Annotated in this window: 22 protein-coding genes; 11 read left to right on the plus strand and 11 right to left on the minus strand. The window is 74.4% G+C overall.

The genetic code is table 11. From position 1 onward, the window contains the following. The first annotated feature begins 174 nt into the window (after positions 1-174). The 9 genes from eccB (at position 175) to V6U77_RS04410 (ending at position 7,695) form a co-directional block, all read left to right on the plus strand. Positions 175-1,722: a type VII secretion protein EccB gene (gene eccB, locus V6U77_RS04370; protein WP_334604875.1), complete on the plus strand. Its 1,548-nt coding sequence runs from the start codon at positions 175-177 to the stop codon at positions 1,720-1,722. Between the two features lie 134 nt (positions 1,723-1,856). Further along, a complete protein-coding gene (locus V6U77_RS04375; protein ID WP_334604876.1) occupies positions 1,857-2,198 on the plus strand; it encodes a hypothetical protein in 342 nt (113 codons plus the stop codon). After that, on the plus strand, positions 2,191-3,474 hold the full coding sequence (locus tag V6U77_RS04380; protein ID WP_334604877.1) for a WXG100 family type VII secretion target: 1,284 nt from the start codon (positions 2,191-2,193) through the stop codon (positions 3,472-3,474). Before V6U77_RS04375 ends, V6U77_RS04380 begins: the two co-directional genes overlap by 8 nt. 190 nt (positions 3,475-3,664) lie before the next feature. Then, a complete protein-coding gene (locus V6U77_RS04385; RefSeq protein ID WP_334604878.1) occupies positions 3,665-4,045 on the plus strand; it encodes a hypothetical protein in 381 nt (126 codons plus the stop codon). 237 nt (positions 4,046-4,282) lie between these two features. Then, positions 4,283-5,101, plus strand: coding sequence for a hypothetical protein (locus V6U77_RS04390; RefSeq protein WP_334604879.1), 819 nt, complete (start codon positions 4,283-4,285; stop codon positions 5,099-5,101). Positions 5,102-5,147: 46 nt separating this feature from the next. After that, positions 5,148-5,498: a YkvA family protein gene (locus V6U77_RS04395; protein WP_334604880.1), complete on the plus strand. Its 351-nt coding sequence runs from the start codon at positions 5,148-5,150 to the stop codon at positions 5,496-5,498. A 31-nt stretch (positions 5,499-5,529) separates the two neighbouring features. After that, the gene (locus V6U77_RS04400; RefSeq protein ID WP_334604881.1) at positions 5,530-5,937 is read left to right on the plus strand and encodes a pyridoxamine 5'-phosphate oxidase family protein; all 408 of its coding nucleotides are present in this window, start codon (positions 5,530-5,532) and stop codon (positions 5,935-5,937) included. A gap of 332 nt (positions 5,938-6,269) precedes the next feature. Continuing rightward, complete coding sequence (locus V6U77_RS04405) at positions 6,270-6,929, plus strand: C39 family peptidase (protein ID WP_334604882.1); 660 nt, start codon at positions 6,270-6,272, stop codon at positions 6,927-6,929. Between the two features lie 163 nt (positions 6,930-7,092). Further along, complete coding sequence (locus V6U77_RS04410) at positions 7,093-7,695, plus strand: hemerythrin domain-containing protein (RefSeq protein ID WP_334604883.1); 603 nt, start codon at positions 7,093-7,095, stop codon at positions 7,693-7,695. Positions 7,696-7,762: 67 nt separating this feature from the next. Here V6U77_RS04410 and V6U77_RS04415 read toward each other — a convergent pair whose 3' ends face one another. From V6U77_RS04415 to V6U77_RS04425, 3 genes are all read right to left on the minus strand, one after another. Then, positions 7,763-7,999 (minus strand): ferredoxin, encoded by a 237-nt coding sequence (locus V6U77_RS04415; protein ID WP_334604884.1) that lies wholly within the window; start codon positions 7,997-7,999, stop codon positions 7,763-7,765. A 5-nt stretch (positions 8,000-8,004) separates the two neighbouring features. Continuing rightward, complete coding sequence (locus V6U77_RS04420; RefSeq protein WP_334604885.1) at positions 8,005-9,210, minus strand: cytochrome P450; 1,206 nt, start codon at positions 9,208-9,210, stop codon at positions 8,005-8,007. A 226-nt stretch (positions 9,211-9,436) separates the two neighbouring features. Continuing rightward, entirely contained in the window at positions 9,437-9,619 is a 183-nt protein-coding gene (locus tag V6U77_RS04425) for an antitoxin (protein WP_089002298.1), read from the minus strand. Positions 9,620-9,818: 199 nt separating this feature from the next. Between V6U77_RS04425 and V6U77_RS04430 the strand changes: the two genes are divergently transcribed. After that, a complete protein-coding gene (locus V6U77_RS04430) occupies positions 9,819-10,943 on the plus strand; it encodes an AI-2E family transporter (RefSeq protein WP_334604886.1) in 1,125 nt (374 codons plus the stop codon). 14 nt (positions 10,944-10,957) lie between these two features. Here V6U77_RS04430 and V6U77_RS04435 read toward each other — a convergent pair whose 3' ends face one another. Then, entirely contained in the window at positions 10,958-11,617 is a 660-nt protein-coding gene (locus V6U77_RS04435; protein ID WP_334604887.1) for a dienelactone hydrolase family protein, read from the minus strand. A gap of 168 nt (positions 11,618-11,785) precedes the next feature. Between V6U77_RS04435 and V6U77_RS04440 the strand changes: the two genes are divergently transcribed. Continuing rightward, entirely contained in the window at positions 11,786-11,962 is a 177-nt protein-coding gene (locus V6U77_RS04440; protein WP_334604888.1) for a hypothetical protein, read from the plus strand. A gap of 73 nt (positions 11,963-12,035) precedes the next feature. On the opposite strand, the gene V6U77_RS04445 is transcribed toward V6U77_RS04440, so the two are convergent. The 7 genes from V6U77_RS04445 to V6U77_RS04475 form a co-directional block, all read right to left on the minus strand. Next, entirely contained in the window at positions 12,036-14,408 is a 2,373-nt protein-coding gene (locus V6U77_RS04445; RefSeq protein WP_334604889.1) for a glycoside hydrolase family 65 protein, read from the minus strand. Further along, positions 14,405-15,157 carry a beta-phosphoglucomutase family hydrolase gene (locus V6U77_RS04450; RefSeq protein ID WP_334604890.1) on the minus strand — a complete coding sequence of 251 codons (753 nt, stop codon included), beginning with the start codon at positions 15,155-15,157 and terminating at the stop codon, positions 14,405-14,407. Before V6U77_RS04450 ends, V6U77_RS04445 begins: the two co-directional genes overlap by 4 nt. Before the next feature lie 62 nt (positions 15,158-15,219). Beyond that, the gene (locus tag V6U77_RS04455) at positions 15,220-15,684 is read right to left on the minus strand and encodes a DUF4442 domain-containing protein (protein ID WP_334604891.1); all 465 of its coding nucleotides are present in this window, start codon (positions 15,682-15,684) and stop codon (positions 15,220-15,222) included. A gap of 49 nt (positions 15,685-15,733) precedes the next feature. Beyond that, positions 15,734-17,032: an ABC transporter ATP-binding protein gene (locus V6U77_RS04460; RefSeq protein WP_334604892.1), complete on the minus strand. Its 1,299-nt coding sequence runs from the start codon at positions 17,030-17,032 to the stop codon at positions 15,734-15,736. Between the two features lie 215 nt (positions 17,033-17,247). Beyond that, on the minus strand, positions 17,248-19,452 hold the full coding sequence (locus V6U77_RS04465) for a bifunctional glycosyltransferase/CDP-glycerol:glycerophosphate glycerophosphotransferase (RefSeq protein WP_334604893.1): 2,205 nt from the start codon (positions 19,450-19,452) through the stop codon (positions 17,248-17,250). A 16-nt stretch (positions 19,453-19,468) separates the two neighbouring features. After that, positions 19,469-21,442 carry a DUF5941 domain-containing protein gene (locus V6U77_RS04470; RefSeq protein ID WP_442934370.1) on the minus strand — a complete coding sequence of 658 codons (1,974 nt, stop codon included), beginning with the start codon at positions 21,440-21,442 and terminating at the stop codon, positions 19,469-19,471. Beyond that, positions 21,439-22,185 (minus strand): ABC transporter ATP-binding protein, encoded by a 747-nt coding sequence (locus V6U77_RS04475; RefSeq protein ID WP_334604894.1) that lies wholly within the window; start codon positions 22,183-22,185, stop codon positions 21,439-21,441. The genes V6U77_RS04470 and V6U77_RS04475 overlap by 4 nt, the downstream gene beginning before the upstream one ends.

Genomic DNA, 22,185 nt, shown 5'->3' on the forward strand with positions numbered 1-22,185 from the left:
GGGTGGCGCCTGAACCTGCGTCATCGCTGACAGTCCTCTCTGGACGGCGGGGCCTCCGCCGGATCGTCCCGGGCGCTGGTCCCGGTGATCCGTCGACGGCCCCTTATCGTAGGGAAGCCCGCGACACCGACCCGGACCTGCTCGTCGCGGACCCACCCCCGCCGGAGGTAAGTCATGCGGACCCGCCGCGACCAGGTGCAGGCGTACCGCTTCGTCACCCGCCGGATCGTCTCGGCGCTGCTGTCGGGCGACCCCGAGACCAGCAACCTGCCGATGCGGCGACTCGGGATGGCGGTCTTCGGCAGCGTGATCGCCGCGGCCGTGGTGCTCGGCGGCGTCGGAGCGTACGGGCAGTTCACCGGCAACACGGCGCCGCTGGAGCCGAACACCCTGGTGATCGAGCGGGAGACCGGGGCGACGTACGTCTTCGTCGACGGGAAACTGCACCCGACCCTCAACTACGCCTCGGCCCGGCTGATCATCAACGAGCCGGCCCCGCCGGTGCGCACGATGTCCCAGGCGTCGATCCGGGAGCGGCCCCGGGGGCGTACGGTCGGCATCGTCGGCGCCCCCGACGCGCTGCCGGACCGCAAGTCCCTGACCGGCCTGCCCTGGTCCGTGTGCGACGTGCCGGACCCGGCCGACCCCCGCCGCTCCGGCACCCGCGTGGTGATCGACCGCCCCCTGCCCGGTGGGGCGCCGCTCGGCGACCGGGCCGTGCTGGTGGAGACCGACGGCCAGCGGCACCTGCTCACCGGCGACACGCGGTTGCAGGTGACGGGTGGCGACTCCGCGCTCGCCGCGCTGCGGATGGCCAACGCGCCCCGCCTGCCCGTGGGACAGCAACTGCTCAACGCCGTGCCGGCCGGGCCGGTCATGCGCAAGCCCACGATCGCCGGTCAGGACGAGGTCAGCACCCTGACCGAGCGTCCGGCCAAGGTCGGCCAGGTCTTCCGGGCGGCCGGCCAGCACTACGTGCTCACCCGGGAGGGCCTCTCCGCGATCGGCGAGATCAGCGCGCTGCTGCTGCTGCGCGACGGCGGCCAGGTCACCGACATCACCCCGGCGCAGGCCGGCAAGCTGCTGACCGACCAGCGGGCGGAGGAGGCCGGGATGCCGCAGACCCTGCCCGCGCTGCACCCGGTCACCGCCGGCCGGACGGTGCTCTGCGCGACCTACCGGGCGGGCGCCGACGGCGGGCCGCCCACCACCACGCTGGAGGTCTTCGACCGCGTGCCGGCGGAGCTGGCCGCGTCCGGCGCGGTTCCGGTGCGGCAGAGCGCACGCGACGGCGTACGCACCGCCGAGGGCGTGCTGCTGCCCGGCGGCAAGGGCGTGCTCGTGCAGGCCACGCCCGGCTCCGGCGAGAGCGGCGCCGCGGCCCCCGGCGCCACGGTCCACCTGATCAGCGCCCAGGGCGTCCGCCACCCGCTCGGCGTGGGGGCCATGTCCGCGCTGGGCTACGAGGGGGTCACCCCGCTGGCCGTACCCGCGTCGCTGCTGGCCCTCGTGCCCGCGGGGCCGACCCTCTCGCGGGACGACGCGCTCGCCCACTTCGTGCCCGGTCCCGCGCCGTCGGCCCCCGCGGTCGCCCCGGCGAAGCCGGCGGGCAGCCCCACGCCGGCCAGGTCCGGCGCGTCGACGACGCCCTCCGACGGGCCCGCGTCCCGGGCACCGGCCTCGTCCGGCGCGTCGTCCCCGGGCCCGGAAACGGACGGCTGAGTTAGCACCTGACGGATCGACACCGGTAGCGGGTCGCCCGCGTCGCACCGGTCGACTAACCTGAGCCCTGCCAACGGTTATCGACGATGACGTACGGGGATGCTGCCATGACCGGGCGCACGACAGTCGACCTGATGTCCCTGGAAGACTTCCACCAGCAGTTGGCCCACCGGCTGACCGAGGCGGAGAAGGCGTTGCGGAAGCTGAGCACCGAGATGCAGTGCCGGCCCCCGGCGCTGGGCTCGTTCGCCGACGCCACCGAGAACTCCCGCCGCTACTCCGACATCCACCAGTCCTACGTGGACCAGGTCGACCGGCTGCGGGCCGCGGTGAAGGCGGCCCAGAGCGCCACCGCGACGATCCTGGCCAACTACCGCACCGCCGAGGAGCGCAACGCGGCCAACTCCGCCGACATCGCCGCCGCGCTGAACGGGGTGGACGAAGCGTTGAAGCGGAAGGAGGAACCGCGTGTCTGAATACACCCAGCGCTACCAGTCGGTCAGCCACCAGCAGCTCTACGACGGCGTGATGGCCGGCCAGCCGGGCCAGATCGACGGCGTCGCCGCGCAGTGGACGGCGCTCAAGGGCATGCTCGACGGGCTGTCCCGCGAGCTCAGCGGCGACCTCGACAAGCTCGCCAACACCTGGACGGGCTCGGCCTCGCAGGAGTTCCAGCGGCGGTTGACGCTCGTCACCGACTACGCCGACAAGCTCGGCGAGGGCATGGCCGACGTGAGTCGTGGCCTGACCCTGATGGCCGGCGAGCTGCGCACCGCCCGCGCGCAGGCGGAGAGCCCGGCCGAGACCGACGACCACGACCAGGCGGTCTCCGGGGCGGCCAAGGGCGCCGTGTTCGGCGTGCCGGGCATGCTGGTCGGCGGGCTGCTGGGCCACCAGCAGGACAAGGCCGAGCAGGAGAAGGCGCACCAGCGCATGGTCAACGTGGTGGCCGAGCTGGCCGCCGGCTACGACCTCTCGGCCTACGGCCGGATCGTCCCGCCGCCGCCACCGCACCCGGACACCCCGGGCGTGAACAGCGGCGGTCCCTCGACGACCCCGCGCAGCGGCCCGGGCGCCACCACGCCGACGGCCGCGCCGACCGCCTCCGGGCTCGCCGGGCAGCCGGGCGGCGCCACCGTCGCCGCCCCCGCGGGTCCCAGCTCCGGGCCGGGTGGCGGGGGCTCCGGGACGATCGTCCCGGGCGCCGTCGGTGGCGTGCATCCGGGCGACGGCGGAGCCGGCGGCACGGTCACCGGCACTCCCGGCGGCGTCACGGCCGGCACCTCCCTCGCCGGCGCCACGCCGCTGACCGGCGCGCCCGCCACGACGGGTCCCGTCGGGCTGGGCGGCACCTCGACGGCCTCGGCCGGCGGTTCGGGCCTGCAGTTCGGCGGCCAGGGCGGCCCGGCGGGCGTGCTCGGCACCGGGGCCCTCGCCGCGAGCGGCAACGCACCGACCTCGATGGTCCGGTCCGCCGGCGGCAGTCCGGTGGCCGACAACCGGTCCGCGACCGGGATGGGCCGGCGCTTCGACAACGGGGCACGACAGGGCACCAACGGCGACCGGGCGGCCAGCGCGACGGGACGTCCGGGCGGCGCACGCGCCGGGGCGAACCGCCCCGGCGTCCTGGGTGGCACCCAGGCGGCCCACGACGACGACACCGACGGCCGGCTGACCTGGCTGACGGAGGACGACATGGTCTGGGGGGACGGCACGGTCGCCGCTCCGCCCGTGCTCGGCACCGACGGCTGACGCACACCGGCACGACGACGGCCCACCCGGCGCGCGTAGCACCGGGTGGGCCGTCGCACGTCCGGCGTCGTTCCCGGGCGGGCACGCCCGCTCCCGCCCGACGATCCTTTTCGGACACCGTGGCGGCGGTCACCCGATCCCGGGCCGGCACCGCCCTGCACGAGCCGCTTCCGGACGATAGGTTGGACGGGTGCCGTCCGTAGCGTCCGTCGACCCGTTCTGGTCGGTCACGCTGCGCTCCCTGCGTGAGCTGACCCGACTGGCGGTCGCCGCGCTGGTGCTCGCCGTGGGTCTCGGAGGCGCGAGCGCGGCACCGGCCCCGGCATCGTCCGTCACCGGGTCGGCCGCCGTCACCACCGCCGGCCCGATCGCCGCGAACACCCGACCCACCCTGTCGCTGCCGCGCCGCGAGCCGGTGGTCGAGCAGGTCAGCGGTGCTACCGCCGCCCCGTCGACGCTCCGTCACGAGACGTCGACCGACACCACCGCCGTTCCGCTCGCCCACCAGGACGGGCTTGCCCGCGACCCCGGTCGCGGCGTCCCCGCCCGGCGCGGTCCGCCCGCCGCCTGACCCGTCGGCCACCCGGTTCCACACCCGCAGGGCGCCGCCACGACGGGCCGCAGTCGCACGACGCCGGCCCGACCGCCTCCGCCCTCAGCTCCGGTCGCCGACGCCGGGCGTCACCCGTGAGTCCGCCGCCGTGGCGGCCACGTCGCGGTACGCCCCGCACGCGCGCCCGAAGCCCACCCGCCCGCACGCCGGGCACAGACCCTGTCGATTCCCTCGATCGACCGTGAGGTGCTGACCATGCAAGACGCGTTCTCCTCCGTCCTTCTCGACGTTCCCCGGGCCGCCGTGATCTGGCTGAGCCTGCTCGGCGTCGTCGCCGTCACCGTGGCCGGCCTGCTGCTGCGGCCCGGCCGGCTCCGCTTCGACGCCGGTTCCCGGATCCGGCGCGCCGCGATGCCGAGCGAGCTGGAACGGGCCGAGGAGGCGCGCGAACGTTCCCGGTACGCGGGTGAGGTCTCCGTCGCCGCGGAACGGGCCGCCGCCACCGCCGCCCGGCTGCGGGCCGAGTGGTTGACCGCCCAGGAGGAGGTCGAGGCGGCCTGGCAGGCGTACGAGGCCGCCGAGGCGGACGTCCGGAGGTTGGGGTCCACCGCGGCCATGCCCCTCCCCCGTACCGTCCGCACGCCCGCCGAGTACGCCGAGCGCGAGCGCTTCCTGCACCGGGCCGCCCTCGACGCGTACTGGCGCAAGGAGCTGTCGGTGGAGCAGCTCAGCGACGTCTTCGCGCACCGCGACGGCTGGGACCCGCGGCTGCACCCGGTCGAGCAGGAGCTGGTGCTGCGCCGGGCGGTACGCGACAACCTGCTCGCCCGGCAGCGGGCGGCCCGGGAGCGGGAGCAGGCCGCGTGGCGGGCCGCCGAGACCGCCGCCGAGGCGGCCCGCAGCCTTCGGGACGAGGCGTTCGCCGCCGTCAACCGCCGTCCGGAGGAGTCGCCGTCGCTGCTGCCGCTGATCGAGGGCGCCGCGACGGTGGAGCAGACCCGGGAGTTCCCGGTGGTGACCGGCCGCGACGTGCCGTCGGTGGCCCGGGGCCGGGCGGCGGTCGTCGCCTACTGACCGGCGGGGCCGGGCGGAACGGGGTCGGTTGGGCTAGCGTGACGGTGTGTCCAGGGAGGCGTGGATAGTCGTCGGCATCGTGGCGGTCGTCACGTTGGTCGGCGCGGTGGTGCTGGCCGTCCGCGTGATCCGCACCCGCCGGCTGCTCGGCACGCTCGGGGTGAGCGGCAAGGTCGCCTTCTACGGCGCGCTGCTCTACACCGTCCTGCCGATCGACCTGCTTCCCGACCCCATCTACCTGGACGACATGGCGGTGCTGACCGGCGCGCTGCTCTACCTCGGCCGGCTGGTGCGGCAGCGCCGCGCCGCCAACCACCCGCTGACCGGCGCACCCGACGTGCCGGCCGCACCCGGCCTGCCGGCCGACCCGGACCCGGCCCGGCGCCGGGTGCCATGATCGGTGCCGCAGCGCGAGACAGGGGACGGACATGCCCGGCGACCATCGACTGGCACCTGACGACGAGCGGGTCGAGGCGTTCTGTCGGGAACGGCACCTGGCCACGTTGACGACTCTGCGGGCGGACGGCACCCCGCACGTCGTTCCGGTGGGCGTCACGTTCGACGCGTCGGCCGGCCTCGCTCGGGTGATCACCGGTGGCGCGTCCCGCAAGGCGCGCCACGTCGCCGCCGCCGGCCCCGCGGGCGCCCCGGTGGCCGTCTGCCACGTCGACGGGCGACGCTGGCTCACCATCGAGGGTCGGGCCGTCGTACGCTCCGACCGGTCGGCCGTCGCCGAGGCCGAGCGCCGGTACGCCGAGCGCTATCGGACGCCCCGCCCGAATCCGGACCGGGTGGTCATCGAGATCGCGGTGACCCGCCTGCTGGGCAGCCTGTGACCGTCTGACCGGTTCGTCCCGGAGCATCCCTCTCCGACAGCGCCGTCCCGTCCGCCGTTCCGGGGTGGGTCGGCGCGCCGGCCCGGCACCGCACCGGCTGTGACGCGGGGCATCCGTACGCCGGAATCGTGCTGCCCCCGGCCCGGTTGAATTCCGACGTGCGGCCGGCACGCCCGGCCGACGTCCCGGAATGCCCTGCCGAGCAGGGCCGTTGCATCCGGCGAGACCCGTGGGCCCACCGCTGCGGGCCGTTGGAGTCCCCGAGCCGAGCGCCTCTCCCGGTGCTGTGCGCCCGCCCTCCGGCGGCGCCAACCCCCGATTGGAGCCCGACCATGAACTCGATCGTGCAGAGGAGCGGCCTCTCCGTCGCCGGCCTGCTGGTGGCCGGCGGATGCCTCGCCGGCCCGCCGGTCACCGCCCAGGCCGCACCGGCGGCGGTGGTCCCGGTCGATTTGGCGCACACCGACCGGGACGGCCGTGCCGACCGGCGTGCCGAGCGCACGGTCGGCGTGCAGTACCAGGCCCAGCCCAACTTCTACTACTGCGGCCCGGCCGCGACCCGGATCGCCCTGTCGGCGCTGGGCAGCGTGCTCTCCCAGGACGAGGTCGCGAAGAGGTTGGGCACTACCGAGGCGGGCACCGCCTCGGCCCTGGACATCACCCGCGTGCTCAACGAGCTGACCGGCCGCGGGTACCGGACCACCGAGATCCGCGATTCGGTGGCCAAGCCGGAGCAGGTCGAGCGGCTGCGGTCCGACGTCGTGACGGCCCTCGACGAGGGCCGCCCGGTGGTGGCCAACGTCAAGGGCACCACTGTCGACACAAGCGGCAACCCCCACTCGTACGAGGGTGGGCACTACCTGACCCTGGTGGGCTACCGGGACGGCGGGGACCTGATCCGCCTCGCCGACCCGGCCGCCCCCGAGGGCGGGTACTGGATGACCCTGGAGAAGGTCGCCCACTGGATCGCCGAGCGCGGCTACTCGTCCTGATCCAGACCGACGGGGGACGCTGCTCCGCGCCGGCGCCCGGTCTCGCCCGGGTGCCGGCGCCCGGCGCTGAGTGACATCGATCGACGGCGCGGTGGGTTCGGTCGACGGTTCGCGGGTACCAGGCTCTCGCAGCCGACCGTTCCGCAACCGGTAAGGGGCAGACATGAGCAATCCCGAACACGTCGCGGGTCAGGACGTGGTGGACGTCCTCACCGCCGACCATCGTGAGGTCGAGGCGCTCTTCGTGCAGTTGGAGAGCCGGCAGGGCACCCCCGAACACCGCCGGCAGCTCGCCGACGTGGTGATCGCCGAACTGGTCCGTCACGCCGTCGCCGAGGAGATGCACGTCTATCCGACCGCCCGCAAGGCGCTGCCGGACGGCGACCAGATCGCCGAGCACGAGATCTCCGAGCACGCCGACGCCGAGCGGACGATGAAGGAGCTGGAGTCGCTCGATCCGTCCGACCCACGCTTCGACGACCTGCTGGGGCACCTGACCAGCACGATCCGCCACCACGTGAAGGACGAGGAGTCGGACCTCTTCCCCCGCCTGCGCGCCGCGGTCGCCCACGAGGAGATGGTGGAGCTGGCCGAGAAGGTGGAGGCGACCAAGAAGACCGCCCCGACCCGGCCGCATCCGGCGGCACCCGACCGGCCGCCCGCGAACCGGCTGCTGAACCCCGGCGCCGGCCTCGTCGACCGGATGCGCGACGCCCTGAGCGGTCGCGCCACCTCCGTGGCGGAGCTGGGCGAGAAGCAGCGCTGACCGTCCCCGCTCCCGGTGGCCACGCCCCTGAAGGGCGTGGCCACCGGCGTACGGCCTGCGGGGCGGGTCAGGGCTCCGGCGCGATCCGGCGCAGGCCGTCCGCCTCGGACACGATGACCGCCTCCATCGGGCAGGAGTCCGCAGCGTCCAGCACCGCGTCGTCCGGCGCGACCCGCTCGGCCAGCGGACGGGCCAGCCCGCCCACCAGCACGAAGTGCTTCGGCGCGGTGCCCGCGCAGATCCCCGACCCGATGCACCGGGTCGGGTCCACGTGCAGCCGCCACTGCTCGTCCGTCGCACCCATCGGGCTCACCAACTCACCGGCATGGCGACGAGCCCCCGGACCAGCAGGCCGCTCTTCCAGGTCAGCTCGGACTCCGGCACCGCCAGCCTCAGCTCGGGCGTGCGGGCGATCAGCGTCTCCAGGACGACCTGGAGTTCCATCCGGGCGAGCTGGGCGCCCACGCAGTGGTGCACCCCGTGCCCGAAGCCGAGGTGGGGGTTGGTCCGCCGGGTCAGGTCCAGCCGGTCCGCCTCGGGGAAGACCGTCTCGTCCCGGTTGGCGGACGGGATCGACACCACCACCGGTTCGCCGGCCCGCACCAGCACGCCGCCGAGTTCGACGTCCTCCAGGGCGTAGCGGGCGAAGGCCGAGGACGCGCCGAGCGGGACGAACCGCATCAGCTCCTCGACGGCGCCCGGCACCAGGTCGGGCCGCCCCCGCAGCCGGGCCCACTCGTCGGGATGGGTGAGCAGCGCGTACACGAAGTTCGGGATCTGCGTCACCGTCGTCTCGTGCCCGGCCGCGAGCAGCCCGGCGGCCAGCCGTACGACCTCGTCCTCCTCGAGCCGGTCGTCCGCGTCGCGGGCCCGGACCATCGCGCCGAGCAGGTCGTCGGTGGGCTGTTCACGACGCCGCGCGATCAGCTCGCCCATGTACGCGAACAGGCTGTCGATGTACTCCTGGGCCCGCTGCGGGCTGAGGGAGGTGGTCGACACGATCGCCTCGGACCAGGTGTGGAACCGGTCCTGGTCGGCCACGGGAACGCCGAGCAGGTCGCAGATGACCCGGATCGGCAGCGGGGTGGCCAGGTGCTCCACCAGGTCCGCCGGCGCGCCGGCAGCGAGCATTCCGTCGACCAGTTCGTCGGCCACCTGCCTGGTCCGGGGTCGCAGCTGCTCCACCCGCCGGGCGGTGAACGCCTTCGCCACCAGTCGCCGCAGCCGGGTGTGCTCCGGCGGGTCCATCGACAGGATCCCACCGTCCTGCCGATGGGGAGAGTTGCGGGGCTCGTCCCGGTCCACTGAGGCGGCCCGGCTGAACCGGGCGTCGCCGAGCACGGTCCGGACGTCGGCGTGCCGGGTGGCGAGCCAGGCCGGCTCGCCGTACGGCAGCTGGATCCGGCAGAGCGGTTCCTCCCGACGCAGCCGGGCGTAGCGCGGGTCGAGGTTGAGCCGGTCGGGGTCGCTGAACGGATAGCGCCGTGGGACGGTCGCCTCGGGGGCCTCGGTCACCGGATGACTTCCTCTCGTCACGGCGCCCCAAGGGGTGGGCACCGGTCCGGTCGGGGACGACTCCACGTTGAGTCATGTTCCGACTGCGGATAGTAGCGAGAGTGGTCGATCCTTGGCTAGCGGTACGCGTCGATCGGTCACCACACGGGTGTCCCGGGCCGCCGACCGCGCGGCGACCCGGGACACCCCTCACCCCGGGCCGGGGCCCGGGGTGACGGGAGCGGGATCAGCGGACCTGGTCGCCCTCGCCGGTACGCGTCTGGGCCTGGTCGACGCCTTTGTCGATCTGCTCGTCGTACTTGCCGCCCGTGCGCTTGTCGGCCATGTCGCCGCCCTTCTCCAGGCCCTGGTCGACCTGCTTGTCGTGCTTGTCGGCGAAGTCCTTGGCCTTGTCCATGAAGTCGCTCATCGGGTCCTCCTCGAATCCGGGTCCGATCTCTGCCTTCCCTGGGGCCGCGGGCGCAAACGCGACGCGGGGGCGACCGGCGGGCGACCGGGAAACGGTCGGACGGCCCCCGACGGCCCGTCCGCCCATCTAGCGTGCAGGGAACGGGTGTCGGAAGGACGCCGACCGGGTACCGACTCGCCGGAGATCGAGGAGGGTCGACGTGGGCGTTGACGATGCCGGGCGGGCGCCCGGGGGGCCGACGGACCGGGGCACGGGCGCCCGGCAGACCTGGGCCGCGCTTCCCTGGCTGGTCCGCTCGGCCGTCGTGTGGAGCGCCTGCCTGGTGGTGATCGTCGCCGGGCTGTACCTGCTCGGCAGGATCGCGGTGCTGCTCGCGCCGTTGGCCATCGCGATGGCCGCCACCGTCTTCCTCGCCGCGCTGCTCGACCCGGTGCAGCTCGCGCTGCGCCGGCTGCGCCTGCCCGGCGCCCTCGCCGCCCTGCTCACCGTGCTGCTGCTGCTCGGCCTGCTGTTCGGCGTCGGCGCGCTGGTGTGGAGCCTCACCGCGGGCCAGTTCAGCGAGTTGAGCCAGGAGCTGGGGCAGGGCCTTCGACGCACCCGGGAGTTCGTGACCTCGACGCTGCCGGTCACGGACCAGCAGCTCGACCGGCTGCTCGGCCAGGCCCGCCAGGGGGTCGGGCAGGGCTCGGTCGACCCGGTCTCCGGCGCCAGGACGGCGGCGGAGGTGGTCGGCTCGGCGCTGCTCGCGCTCGTCCTGCTGTTCTTCCTGCTCAAGGACGGCCGGTCCATGTGGCACTGGACGCTGTCCCGGGCGACCGGGCCGAACCGCACGGTGACCGCCGAGGCGGGCCGGGTCGGCTGGCGGACGCTGGGGGCGTACAGCCGGGGCACGATGATGATCGCCGCGATCGACGCGATCGGCATCGGCCTGGCGCTGGTGCTGCTCGGCGTGCCGCTGGCCCTTCCGCTCGCGCTCATCACCTTCTTCGGCGGCTTCGTCCCGATCATCGGGGCTACCGTGGCCGGCGCCGTGGCGGTGCTGGTCGCCCTCGCGGCGAAGGGGCCGGTGACCGCGCTGCTCGTCCTGGCCGCCGTGATCGCGGTGCAGCAGATCGAGGGCAACCTGCTCGAGCCGCTGATCATGAAGCGTCAGGTGCGCCTGCACCCGGCGGTGATCCTGGTGGCGGTGACCGCCGGCACCCTGATCGCCGGCATCGCCGGGGCCTTCGTCTCGGTGCCGATCACCGCCGTGCTCTGGCGGGTCGTCGACACCGTCCAGCGGCACCGCCAGTCCCCGACGACCATGCCCCCGGCCCCCGCCTGATCCCTCGGCGCCCCTCAGCGGGCGGCGGGCAGGTGGGTGGCGAACCAGTCGGCGGCGCAGTGCGCGACCTGTTCCAGGGCGCCGGGCTCCTCGAAGAGGTGGGTCGCCCCCGGGATCACCGTCAGCTCGGCCGTCGCCGGCAGCGCGTCCTGCGCCTGCTCGTTGAGCGTGATCACCTGCTCGTCCCGGCCGCCGACCAGCAGCAGCGTGGGCGCGCGTACCCGGCCGAGGGCCGGGCCGGCCAGGTCGGGACGGCCGCCCCGGGAGACCACCGCGCCGACGAGGTCCGGTCGGTCCGCGGCGGCCACCAGGGCGGCGGCGGCCCCGGTGCTGGCCCCGAAGAGCCCGATCGGCACGGCACCGAAGGGCCGCTCGGCGGCCAGCCAGTCCACGACGGCGGCGAGCCGACCCGCCAGCAGGGGGATGTCGAAGCGCAACTCGGCGGTCCGCGCGTCCACCTGGTCCTCGGCCGGGGTCAGCAGGTCCACCAGCACGGTGCCGAGGGCGCTGCGGTTGAGCACGTGCGCCACCGCCGTGTTGCGCGGGCTGTGCCGGGAACTGCCGCTGCCGTGCGCGAAGAGCACCACGCCGGCCGGATCCTCCGGGACCAGCAGGTCGGCCGGGAGTTCGGCGTCGCCCGCCGGGATCGTCACCGCACTGCTGCGCACGTCCATCTCGCCTCCGTACGTCCTCGGTCGTCCCCGCCCGGCCGCATACCCGCCGCCGGCGCCGGCAAGCGGCCCGGCGCACGCGGCGTTTGCCGCCGAGGGGCCCGGGTAGGCGACGGGTGACCGCAGACCGTACCGGCGCAACCGCGCCCCCGACGGATCGCGAGGAACGCCATGGCGCAGCAGCGGGAGACCCGGCAGCAGGACACCGACCGGGACCGGCGGGAACAGGACACCGAACGCGGCCGGGACTGGGCGGACGACGCGGCCGAGGCGCGCACGGCCGACGACCCGCGGGCGATGGCGCCCCACGACGCGGCCGGCCGGCCGTCGCAGGGCAAGCCCGTCTGACCGCACCGCCGCCGTCCCGGGCGGCACCACCGGCGCCGCCGGCCCGTCACGACCTACGCGGGCCGGCGGCCCGTCACGGCTCGCTCTCCGGCAGGCGCAGCAGCGGAGCGCGGCCCGGGGCCTGCTCCGGGGCCGGCCCGGACACCTCCGCCGGGGGGATCGGCATCGTCACCGGTTCCCCGCACACCACCCGGACCGACTCGCCGTGGTGCCGCAGCTCCAGCACGTCGCCCGGATCGCCGTGGCGCAACGCGTACGTGGTCTGGTGCGGCCGGACGTCGACCCGCAGCCGCATCCCGCGCCACTGGAGCGAGAACTCCATCTTGCCGAGCCGGCTCGGCAGGCGCGGCGCGAAGGAGAGGTTGCCGTCGTGGTCGCGCAGCCCGCCGAACCCGGCCACCAGGGCGATCCAGGCGCCCGCGAGCGAGGCCATGTGCACGCCGTCGCGGGTGTTCTCGTTGAGGTCGTGCAGGTCCATCAGCGCGGCCTCGCGCAGGTAGATGTGCGCCAGCTCCGGGTGGCCCACCTCGGCCGCCAGCACCGACTGGGTACACGCCGACAGCGAGGAGTCGCGCACCGTACGCCGCTCGTAGTAGAGGAAGTTGCGCAGCTTCTGCTCCGGCGTGAACGCGTCGCCCCGCCAGTGCATCGCCAGGACCAGGTCCGCCTGCTTGACGACCTGCTTGCGGTAGAGGTCGAAGTACGGATAGTGCAGCAGCAGCGGGTACTTCTCCGGCGGCGTGTGCGCGAAGTCCCACTCCTGCAGCCGGGTGAAGCCCTCGACCTGCTCGTGGACGTCGATCTCCTCGTCGTATGGGATGTGCATCGACGCCGCCGCGTCCCGCCAGGCGGCCGCCTCCTCGTCGGTGACGCCGAGGTGGAACGCCTCGTCCCGGTAGCGCATCACCGCGTCGGCGGCGCTGATCAGGTTCCGCTGCGCCATCAGGTTGGTGTAGATGTTGTCGTTCTTCACCGCCGTGTACTCGTCGGGGCCGGTGACCCCGTCGATGTGGAACTGGCCGTGCCGGTCGTGGTGGCCCAGCGACCGCCACAGCCGGGCGGTCTCCACCAGCAGCTCCAGCCCGATCTCGCGTTCCAGCTCGGTGTCCTGGGTGACCTGCACGTAGCGCCGCAGCGCGTCGGCGACGCCGGCGGCGATGTGGAAGGCGGCGGTGCCCGCCGGCCAGTACCCCGACGACTCCGGTCCCTCGATGGTGCGCCAGGGGAACGCCGCGCCCTCCAGGTTGAGCGTCCGGGCCCGCTCGTGCGCGGCGGCCAGGGTGGCGTACCGCCAGTGCAGGGCGTCCCGCACGGCTGCCGGGTGGGTGTAGGTGAGCACCGGCAGGACGAACATCTCCGTGTCCCAGAACGCGTGCCCGTCGTACCCCGGGCCGGTGAGGCCCTTCGCGGCGATGGGCCGCCGCTCCGCCCGGGAACCGGCCTGCAGGACGTGGTACATGCCGAACCGGACGGCCTGCTGGATCTCCGGGTCGCCCTCCACCACCACGTCGGAGGCGTCCCAGAACTCGTCGAGATATTCGCGCTGCTCCCGGAGCAGCCCGTCCCAGCCGTCGAGGCGCGCCCCCGTCAGGGCGGCCTCGACCTGGTCGCGCATCGCCGGCAGCGACCGGCGGCTCGACCAGCCGTACGCGAGGTACTTGACCACGCGCAGCTTCTCGCCCGGCTGGAGCACGCACCCGATCGTGGTACGCACCCAGTCCTCGTACCCCTCGGACTGGATGGTCTTGCGCGCCGGGGCGTACACCTCGTGTTCCATGGCGGCGGCCACCCGCAGCCCGGAGACCTTGGTCCGGTGGATCAACAGCCCGCCGTCGGCCGTGGTGAGCTCCTCCTCGGCCTGCAACGGCGACTCCAGTACGGCCGCGACCCGCGGGTCCTTGCTCTGCGGGGGCAGCGCCTCGTTGGCCACCAGTTCCGACTGCAGGATCAGCCGCAGCGGGCCGTCGACCGCCTCGACCTCGTAGTTGATCGCGGCGACGGCGCGCTGGGTGAACGAGACCAGCCGGGTGCTGCGGACCTTGACCTCGCGCCCGGCCGGGGAGCGCCAGTGCAGCTCCCGGTGCAGGGTGCCGGCGCGCAGGTCGAGGACCCGTTCGTGGGCGAGGAGTTCGCCGTAGCGCACGTCGAGCGGCTCGTCGTCGACCAGCAGCCGGATCAGCTTGCCGTTGGTCACGTTGACGATCGTCTGACCGGACTCGGGGAACCCGAAGCCGGCCTCCGCGTACGGCAGCGGGCGCAGCTCGTAGAAGGAGTTGAGGTAGGTGCCGGGCAGGCCGTGCGGCTCCCCCTCGTCCAGGTTGCCGCGCAGCCCGACGTGCCCGTTGGAGAGGGCGAAGACGGACTCCGACTGGGCCAGGACGTCCATGTCGAGCCGCGTCTCCCGCACGTGCCATGGCTCGACCGGATAGGCGCGTTCCCGGATCACGCGGGTGTCCCGGGGTCGAGCAGGTCGGCGAGGTCGGTGACCACGACGTCGGCGCCGTGGGCGAGCAGCTCGGCGGCCTGGCCCACCCGGTCGACGCCCACCACGTAGCCGAATCCGCCGGCCCGCCCGGCGGCGACCCCGGCGAGGGCGTCCTCGAAGACGACGGCCTCGCGCGGGTCGACCCCGAGCAGCTTCGCGCCGGCCAGGAAGGTGTCCGGGGCCGGCTTGCCGCGCAGCCCCTGGGCACGGGCGACGAGCCCGTCCACGCGGGCCTCCAGCAGCGGTTCCAGTCCGGCGGCGGCCACCACCTCCCGGCCGTTCGCGCTGGCCGTGACGACCGCCCGGCGCAGGCCGGCGGCGACGGCCGCCTCCAGGTAGGCGACGGAGCCGGGATAGACGTCCACCCCGTGCGTACGCAGCCGCTCCAGCAGCAGCACGTTCTTGCTGTTGCCGACGCCGTTGACGGTGTCCGCCTCCGGCGGGTCGTCGGGTGATCCCTCGGGCAGCACGATGCCCCGGGAGGCGAGGAAGGTGCGCACCCCGTCGGCGCGCGGCCGCCCGTCGACGTAGCGGTTGTAGTCCGGCCCCGGATCGAAGGGGCGGAACTCCTGGCCGGTGGCGACGGCGTGTCGGCGCAGGAAGGCGTCGAACGTCTCGGTCCACGCGGCGTTGTGCACCCGGGCGGTCTGCGTCAGCACACCATCCAGATCGAAGAGACAGGCGGTCACATGAGCAGGCAGGCCCAACACGGTACGAATCTATCCAGACCTCCGGACCCGCAAACCGCTTTCCGTCCGCTTGCCGCCGCCGCTCAGTGCGGGCGCAGCGTCCAGACCACGGTCATCTCGCCGGTCGGCTTGCCCTCCTCGGTGGCGATTTCGACCTGCACCGGGAACTCCGGCCGGCGGCCGGACTCCAGTTCCGCGACCACCTCGGCGACCGGTCGGGCGAGGCGCGCGGTGGCCCGCACCGGGCCCATGGCCAGCTTCCGGTACGCGATGTCGGCCCGCACGGCCAGCGGCGTGGCCCGGTCGAGCAGCGATCCGAACGCGGCCAGCACGACCGCGCCGGAGGCGGTCTCGCCGAGGGTGAACATGGCCCCGGCGTGCGGGCCGCCGACGTGGTTGTGGATGGCCGGCGAGTCGGGCAGTCGGACGGTCACCCGTACGCCGCCCTCCGCCTCGGGGGCCACCTCGACGAATTCGATGCCGAGCGTACGGGCGAACGGCACAGCCTCCAGCAGGCCGGCCGCCACCTGGCGCGAGTCGATGGTCATGACCCGACGTTACTTGCCGGTAACTTCCTCGGCAAGGAGGCGTCCCGCGTCAGCGCCAGCCCACGTCGATGCGGTCGCCACGCTCGTCGAAGAAGTGCAGCGCGTCCATGCGTACGGAGACGGCCAGCGGGTGACCGGCGGAGACCCCGGGGTACGGCGCCAGCCGGACCGCCAACTCGGCGGGGCGACGGTGGTGTCGCCCCGGGTCGTTGAGCACGCTGGTGCGGGCGGCGGAGGCCGGGGCGGGCTCCTCCCCGGCGGCGCGCCGGGTCAGCCGCTGCACGGCCTGCCCGAAGCGGCCCCGGCTCCGACGCTGGCCGGCGGGTTCGTCGACCTTGGCGCCCATCTCGTCCACCACGATCGCGGTGGCCCCGACGTCGAGGAAGGCGAGCGACTCGTGCCCGTGGTGCTCCAGGTAGCGGATCCGGCCGTGCAGCACCGCCCCCTGGGTGTCCGGCGCGACCGGGGTGAGCGCCTCGGCCCGCAGGCCGACCACGATCCGCTCCCCGTGGTAGTGCGCGACCGCCCGGCTGCGGATGTCGTCCCACGGCAGGTGGAGCGCCTGGTCGCCGAGGGTGAGGGTGACGTAGCGGTCGAGGTGGACGTAGACCGAGGCCTCCAGCAGGTTCATCCGCGGGCTGCCGAGGAACGCGGCCACGTAGAGCGTCGCCGGGCGGCCGTACACCTGGGTGGGCGTGCCGACGTCCTGCAGGACGCCCTTGCGCATGATGGCGACCCGGTCGGCCATGGTCAGCGCCTCGGCCTGGTCGTGGGTGACGTAGAGGGTGGTGACGCCCAGCTCCCGGGTCAGGCCGGAGATCTCGGCGCGCAGCTCGGCCCGCAGCCCGCTGTCGAGATTGGACAGCGGCTCGTCCATCAGGAACACGCCCGGCCGGCGCACGATCGCCCGACCCATGGCGACCCGCTGCCGCTGCCCGCCGGAGAGCTGGCTGGGCTTGCGGCCGAGCACGTCACCGATGCCGAGCGCGCTGGCCACGTCGGTGACCCGCTCGCCGCGCGGCTCGGGCTCCAGCCCGGCCAGCCGGAGCGGGAAGGCGATGTTGTCGCCGACGGTCATGTGCGGGTAGAGCGCGAAGTCCTGGAAGACCATCGCGATCTTCCGGTCGCGCGGAGGCAGGTCGTTGGTCAGCTCGCCGTCGAGCATCACCGCGCCCGACGTCGGGTCCTCCAGCCCGGCCACCATCCTCAGCACGGTGGACTTGCCGCAGCCCGACGGGCCGAGCAGCACCATGAACTCGCCGTCGTTGACGTCGAGGTTGACGTTGTCGACGGCGAGGGTGCCGTCCCTGAACACCTTCGTGACATCCTTGAGCGCGACGGCGGTCACCGTGCCCTCCCCCCAGCTCGTCGGGCGAACCCCGAATGACTGTGACGAGGATCATCCGGTTCGCACATCGGGTAAACGTGCCATGTTCGGCTCGTGACGGCCCTGTCACGCCCCACCTGGCCAGACGGGCCACCACCGGCGGGTCCGTCCTGCCGGGCGGGGGTCCCGGGGCACGGGCGCCGCGCGGGTCGTGGTCCCGGCGCCGGCTCGCGCGCTTACCGGTCGGCGTCGGCCCGCCCGCCGAGGAAGACCCGCCGGACCACCCGCTCGGCGGCGTGGCCGTCGTCGAGCGCGCAGAACCGGGCCCGGAACCGCTGCCGGGCCTTGCGCGCCGCCTCCGAGTCGACCGCGCCGGCACGGAACAGCTCGAGCAGGTCGGCGAAGCTGGTGACCACCGCGCCCGGCGGCTCCGCCGTCACGTCGAAGTACACGCCACGGGCCAGCCGGTAGGCCTCCCAGTCGGGGGCGTAGAGCACGATCGGGCGGTCGAGCACGGCGTAGTCGAACATCGCCGAGGAGTAGTCCGTGACCAGCACGTCCGCCACGAGATAGAGGTCCTCCACGCACGGATGGCCGCTGACGTCGCGTACCCGGTCGCGGTCGGCCGGGCGCCGGGCGCGGCGGTCCCGGTCGTGGAAGTAGTGGCTGCGCACCAGCAGCCGGCCGGCCGGGCCGAGCACGTCGAGCAGCCGCTCCGCGTCGAACGGCGGCCGGTAGCCGGGCAGGTGCTCGCGGTGCGTCGGGGCGTACAGGACGACCTGCTCGCCCGGCCCGAGGCCGAACCCGGCGCGCAGCCGGAGCACCTCCTCGTCGGTCGCGGTGACCAGCCGGTCGTTGCGCGGGTAGCCGACCTCCAGGGTGGTGTACGCGGCCGGGTACGCGCGCTCCCACATCTGGCTGGAGAAGCTGTTCGCGCTGACGCTGTAGTCCCACCGGTCCACCCGGCGCAGCAGCCCGGCGAAGTCCATCCCGACCGCGCCGATCGGGTACCGCTGCTGGTCGAGCCCCATCACCTTCACCGGCGTGCCGTGGTGGGTCTGCACGTGCACCGTGCCCGGCCGCTTGCGGACGAAGTCCGGGAAGTTGACGTTGTTGACCAGCCACCGCGCCCGGGCCAGCGCCCGGTAGTACGCGGGCGTGCCGGCGACCACGTACGCGACACCCTCGGGCACGGTGTGCACGCGGTCCCGCCGCACGATCCACACCCCACGGATGCCGGGCGCCAGCCGCCGGGCCGCCTCGAAGATGGCCGCCGGGTTGTCCGCGTACCCCCGGTACCAGTAGGCCGCGTAGACCGCCAGCGTCGGGTCGACCGGCCGGCGCAGCTCGGCCCGGTAGTACTCGCGCAGCAGGATGTCCCGGGCCAGCCGGGCCGCGCGCCGGGCCGGGGGCGCGACCCGCCGCCTCGTGCCCCGCGCGGTACGCCGGGCCACGTCCCGCGCCCGGTAGGCGGTGCGCAGCGCGCTGAACGTACGCCAGCGGCCGGCGGCCACCAGCCGGTGCTTGAGCCCCTCGGCACCCGCCGGCGCCGGGTAGCCGCCCGTCGGCAGCCAGCGCGCGTGGTCGGCGGTGATCTGGGCGAAGAAGGCCGGGCGCAGCTCGGGGGCGATCCGCTGCCCGTTGCCGAGCACGGTCAGGTAGTGCCAGATCATCCGCTCGAACAGCGCGGGACGCAGGTCGTCGAGGGCCGGGCCCCGGTCGTCCATCAGCCGGAACACCCGGTGCCACTGGCCGAAGACCTCGAAGTGTCGCTCGCCGGTGGTCCTCGTGATCGCCCCGGTCCGGCGCTGCCGGTAGTTGACGCAGACCCGGTCCAGCACGCCGACCCGCTCGGCGGCCATCAGCACCGGGTAGCTGAACGAGACGTCCTCGTACCAGCCGGGGGCGAAGCGCAGTCCCTCGTCGAGCAGGAACTGCCGGCGGACCAGCCGGTTCCAGGCGGTGTGCAGCAGCCGCAGCGTCTCGGGCCGGTCCCGCAGCCGGAAGGTCTCGTCGCCGGGAGGCTGCGGGAACACCTCCGCCATCGCGCTGCGACTGACGGCGTTGTTCCAGTGCGTCCGGACGTGGTCGACCAGGAGCACGTCGGGACGGGTGGCGCGCAGGCGCGCGACCACCTCGGGCAGGCACTCCGGGGCGAGCCAGTCGTCGCCGTCGACGAACCAGACGTACTCGCCGGCGGCCCGGTCCAGCCCGATGTTGCGGGCCGGACCGAGCCCGACGTTCTCCGCCAGCCGCACGGCGCGCACCCGAGGGTCGCGGGCCGCGTACTCGGCGAGGATCTCGCCGCTGTCGTCCGGCGAGCAGTCGTCGACGCCGATCACCTCGAAGTCGGCGACCGGCTGGTCGAGGATGGAGTCCAGGCACTCGCGCAGGTAGCCCTGCACCCGGTAGGCCGGCACGACGAAGCTGATCAGAGTCATCGGCCGGCCCCTGTCGTCAGCCCGGCGAGCGGCCTCCCGCGCCGACCAGGCCCACCGACGCCCGCGCGGCGCGGGCGGGCAGGACGACCCAGGCGAGGGCGACACTCCCCACGAAAACCACGAGAAGGTACGTACCGAGTGTAGCCATGCCGATGCCCGCAAAACCGGCAATTGCCGCCACGGTCAGCAGCACCGAGCGCCCCTCCCAGCCCAGCGTCGCGCCGTGCAGCGGCGGGGCGGACTGCCGCTTCTCCAGCCGCGCGGTCAGGTCGTAGTGGTGCAGGGTGAGCACGAAGACGTACCCGAAGATCAGCCACGGCGGCACGTCGCCCACCACCCCGACCGCCACGGCGAAGAGGAACTCACCCGCCCGCAGCACGGCCGGCACGAGCCAGTCCAGCGGCCCGTCGTGCGCCGCGCCCGCACCCAGCCCGGCGGCCAGCAGCACCACCAGCGCGACCGGCACCGCCCAGCGCAGGCCCTCCGCCCCGTCGCGGGTCAGCAGCGCCGCCACCAGCAGCGCCGCCGGGCCCAGCGCCGCGACGACCGCCAGCGCCAGCGGCCCCACCGGCCGCAGCACCGGCAGGAGCCGGGCCAGCGGCCCGTCGTCGCGGTGCAGGGTGGCGTCGACCGTGTCCAGCACCGGCACCCGCATCCAGCGGGCCCGCAGCGTACGCAGCGCCCCGGTGTACGCGAAGGCCAGCACCCCCCAGCCCAGCACCGTGTACAGGCTGACCAGCGGGCCGAACAGCGCCACGGTGATCGCGATCAGCGCCCACCGCTCCCCGATCGGGAAGACCACCGTCCGCTTCAGCCAGTACGACACCGAGCCCGTGTCGGCCTGCACCCGGTTGGAGGCGGCGTTCAGCTTGTCGCCGATGCCGCCGCCGGCGGTGCCGACGGTCTTCGGCCGGCGGGCCGCCTCGTCGTGCAGCACGCCGTACCAGGTGTCCGTCATGTGCCGCACGGTCTGCAGCGTGATCGCGGCGATCGCCAGCGCCCAGCCGTACCGGAAGCCGGCCTGCGTGGCCCCGTAGCCGAGGCCGGCGTAGACCACGTACTCCTTCGCCCGGTCGGCCATCGTGTCCAGCCACCCGCCCCAGGCGCTGAAGTGCCGGGTGTAGCGGGCGAGCTGGCCGTCCACGCAGTCGAGCACGAAGCCGAGGTAGAGCAGCACCGCCCCGGCGACCAGCGCCACCCGGCCACCCGTGCCGAAGAGCACGGCGGCGGCCACCGCGAAGGCCACCGAGATCATCGTGACGGCGGTGGGGCCGAGCCCGAGCTTCGCCGACGCCTTCGTCACGTACGGCGACCAGGTGCTGACGAAGAACGTGGTGAAGAAGTCGTCCCGCTCCTTCACCGAGAGCCTCAGCTCGGCCCGGTCCTCGTCGACGGCGGCCACGGCCGCCTCCGCGGCGGCCAGCCCCGCCGCGTCGCCCACCCGGCGCGCCACGAGCAGGCGTACGCGCTGGGCGAAGGTCAACGTGCCGAGCCCGGTGAGGCCCGCGAAGAGCCGGTCCACGGCGGGCCCGGACACCGACGGCGCGGCAGCGGCCGCGCGGGCGGCGGCGGCGAGCGACGGCAGGTCGTCGACACCGACCCGCAGCGCGCCGCCGAAGACGCCGGTGGCCCCGCCGTCCAGCGCCTCCGGAGGCCCGGCCCCGACCACCTGACCGCGCTCCTCACGCACGGCCGTGCGGCCCTCGCCGGGCGGGTCGGTGAGCACCAGCGCCACCGTCGGCCCGACGGGGCTGGTGGCCAGGTGCCGCAGGACGGCGGTGTGCGCGACCAGGTCGGCGCCCGTCACGAGCACCGGGCGCGTGGCCGCGTCGGCCAGGGCGGCCAGCTCGCCGAGGTCGGCGGCGTGACGCACCTCGTCCGCCCCGGCGCGGCGGAGCTGGTCGGCCAGGCGGTCGGCGAGAGGCTCGCCCGACCGGGTCGGCAGGCTCGCGGCCTTGGCGTCGGCGGCGAGCACGATCGCGAGCGTCACCGCGCAACCGCGGCGTGGTACGCGTGCAGCGCCTCGGCGATCGTGCCGTCGACGCTCAGCCGGCCGGCGTCGAGGTAGAGCCCCCGACGGCAGAACCGGGTCAGATCCTTTTCGTTGTGTGACACCAGCACCAGAGTGCGCCCCTCCCCGAGCAGACGGTCGATCGTCGCATAACACTTCTTGCGGAACTCCTCGTCCCCGACCGCGGTCACCTCGTCCATCAGCAGGACCGGGTGCGGCAGGTGCGAGATGATGGCGAAGCCGAGCCGGACCTTCATGCCGGAGGAGTAGTGCCGCACCGGCGTGTCGATGGCCCGCTCCACCTGCTCACCGGCGAACGAGACGATGTCGTCGAAGTGCCGCCGCAGGTAGCCCGCCGCAAGCCCGTGCAGACCACCCACCAGGTAGAGGTTCTCCCGCCCGGTCAGGTCGCCGGAGAACCCGGCGGAGAGCTCCAGCAGCGGCGCGACGTCCCCGCGTACCCGGATCCGACCCTCGTCGGGAATGAGCACGCCGGCGATCAGCCGCAGCAGCGTGCTCTTGCCGGTGCCGTTGCGGCCCACCACGCCGACGGTCTCCCCGGGCCGGACCGAGAACGACACGTCCCGCAGCGGCCAGAACCGGCCGTCGTCCGCGGCGCGACGCCCCCGGTGGATGAACAGCTCCCGCAGCCGCAGCTGCCGCCGCCGGTTGCGGACGAACCGGATGCCGAGCCCCTCCGCCTCGATGATCGCCTCGGCCAC

Origin of the sequence: Micromonospora sp. CPCC 205546 (genome assembly GCF_036902715.1) — a bacterium.
Classification (GTDB): Bacteria; Actinomycetota; Actinomycetes; order Mycobacteriales; family Micromonosporaceae; genus Micromonospora.

Coding starts and splice junctions, on each gene's coding strand:
- V6U77_RS04455 (WP_334604891.1), bottom strand. CDS start 15,684: ATGACCATCGACTCGCGCCAGGTGGCGGCCGGCCTGCTGGAGGCTGTG.
- V6U77_RS04425 (WP_089002298.1), bottom strand. CDS start 9,619: ATGAGCGACTTCATGGACAAGGCCAAGGACTTCGCCGACAAGCACGAC.
- V6U77_RS04405 (WP_334604882.1), top strand. CDS start 6,270: ATGAACTCGATCGTGCAGAGGAGCGGCCTCTCCGTCGCCGGCCTGCTG.
- V6U77_RS04410 (WP_334604883.1), top strand. CDS start 7,093: ATGAGCAATCCCGAACACGTCGCGGGTCAGGACGTGGTGGACGTCCTC.
- V6U77_RS04465 (WP_334604893.1), bottom strand. CDS start 19,452: ATGACTCTGATCAGCTTCGTCGTGCCGGCCTACCGGGTGCAGGGCTAC.
- V6U77_RS04400 (WP_334604881.1), top strand. CDS start 5,530: ATGCCCGGCGACCATCGACTGGCACCTGACGACGAGCGGGTCGAGGCG.
- V6U77_RS04435 (WP_334604887.1), bottom strand. CDS start 11,617: ATGGACGTGCGCAGCAGTGCGGTGACGATCCCGGCGGGCGACGCCGAA.
- eccB (WP_334604875.1), top strand. CDS start 175: ATGCGGACCCGCCGCGACCAGGTGCAGGCGTACCGCTTCGTCACCCGC.
- V6U77_RS04440 (WP_334604888.1), top strand. CDS start 11,786: ATGGCGCAGCAGCGGGAGACCCGGCAGCAGGACACCGACCGGGACCGG.
- V6U77_RS04390 (WP_334604879.1), top strand. CDS start 4,283: ATGCAAGACGCGTTCTCCTCCGTCCTTCTCGACGTTCCCCGGGCCGCC.
- V6U77_RS04375 (WP_334604876.1), top strand. CDS start 1,857: ATGTCCCTGGAAGACTTCCACCAGCAGTTGGCCCACCGGCTGACCGAG.
- V6U77_RS04415 (WP_334604884.1), bottom strand. CDS start 7,999: ATGGGTGCGACGGACGAGCAGTGGCGGCTGCACGTGGACCCGACCCGG.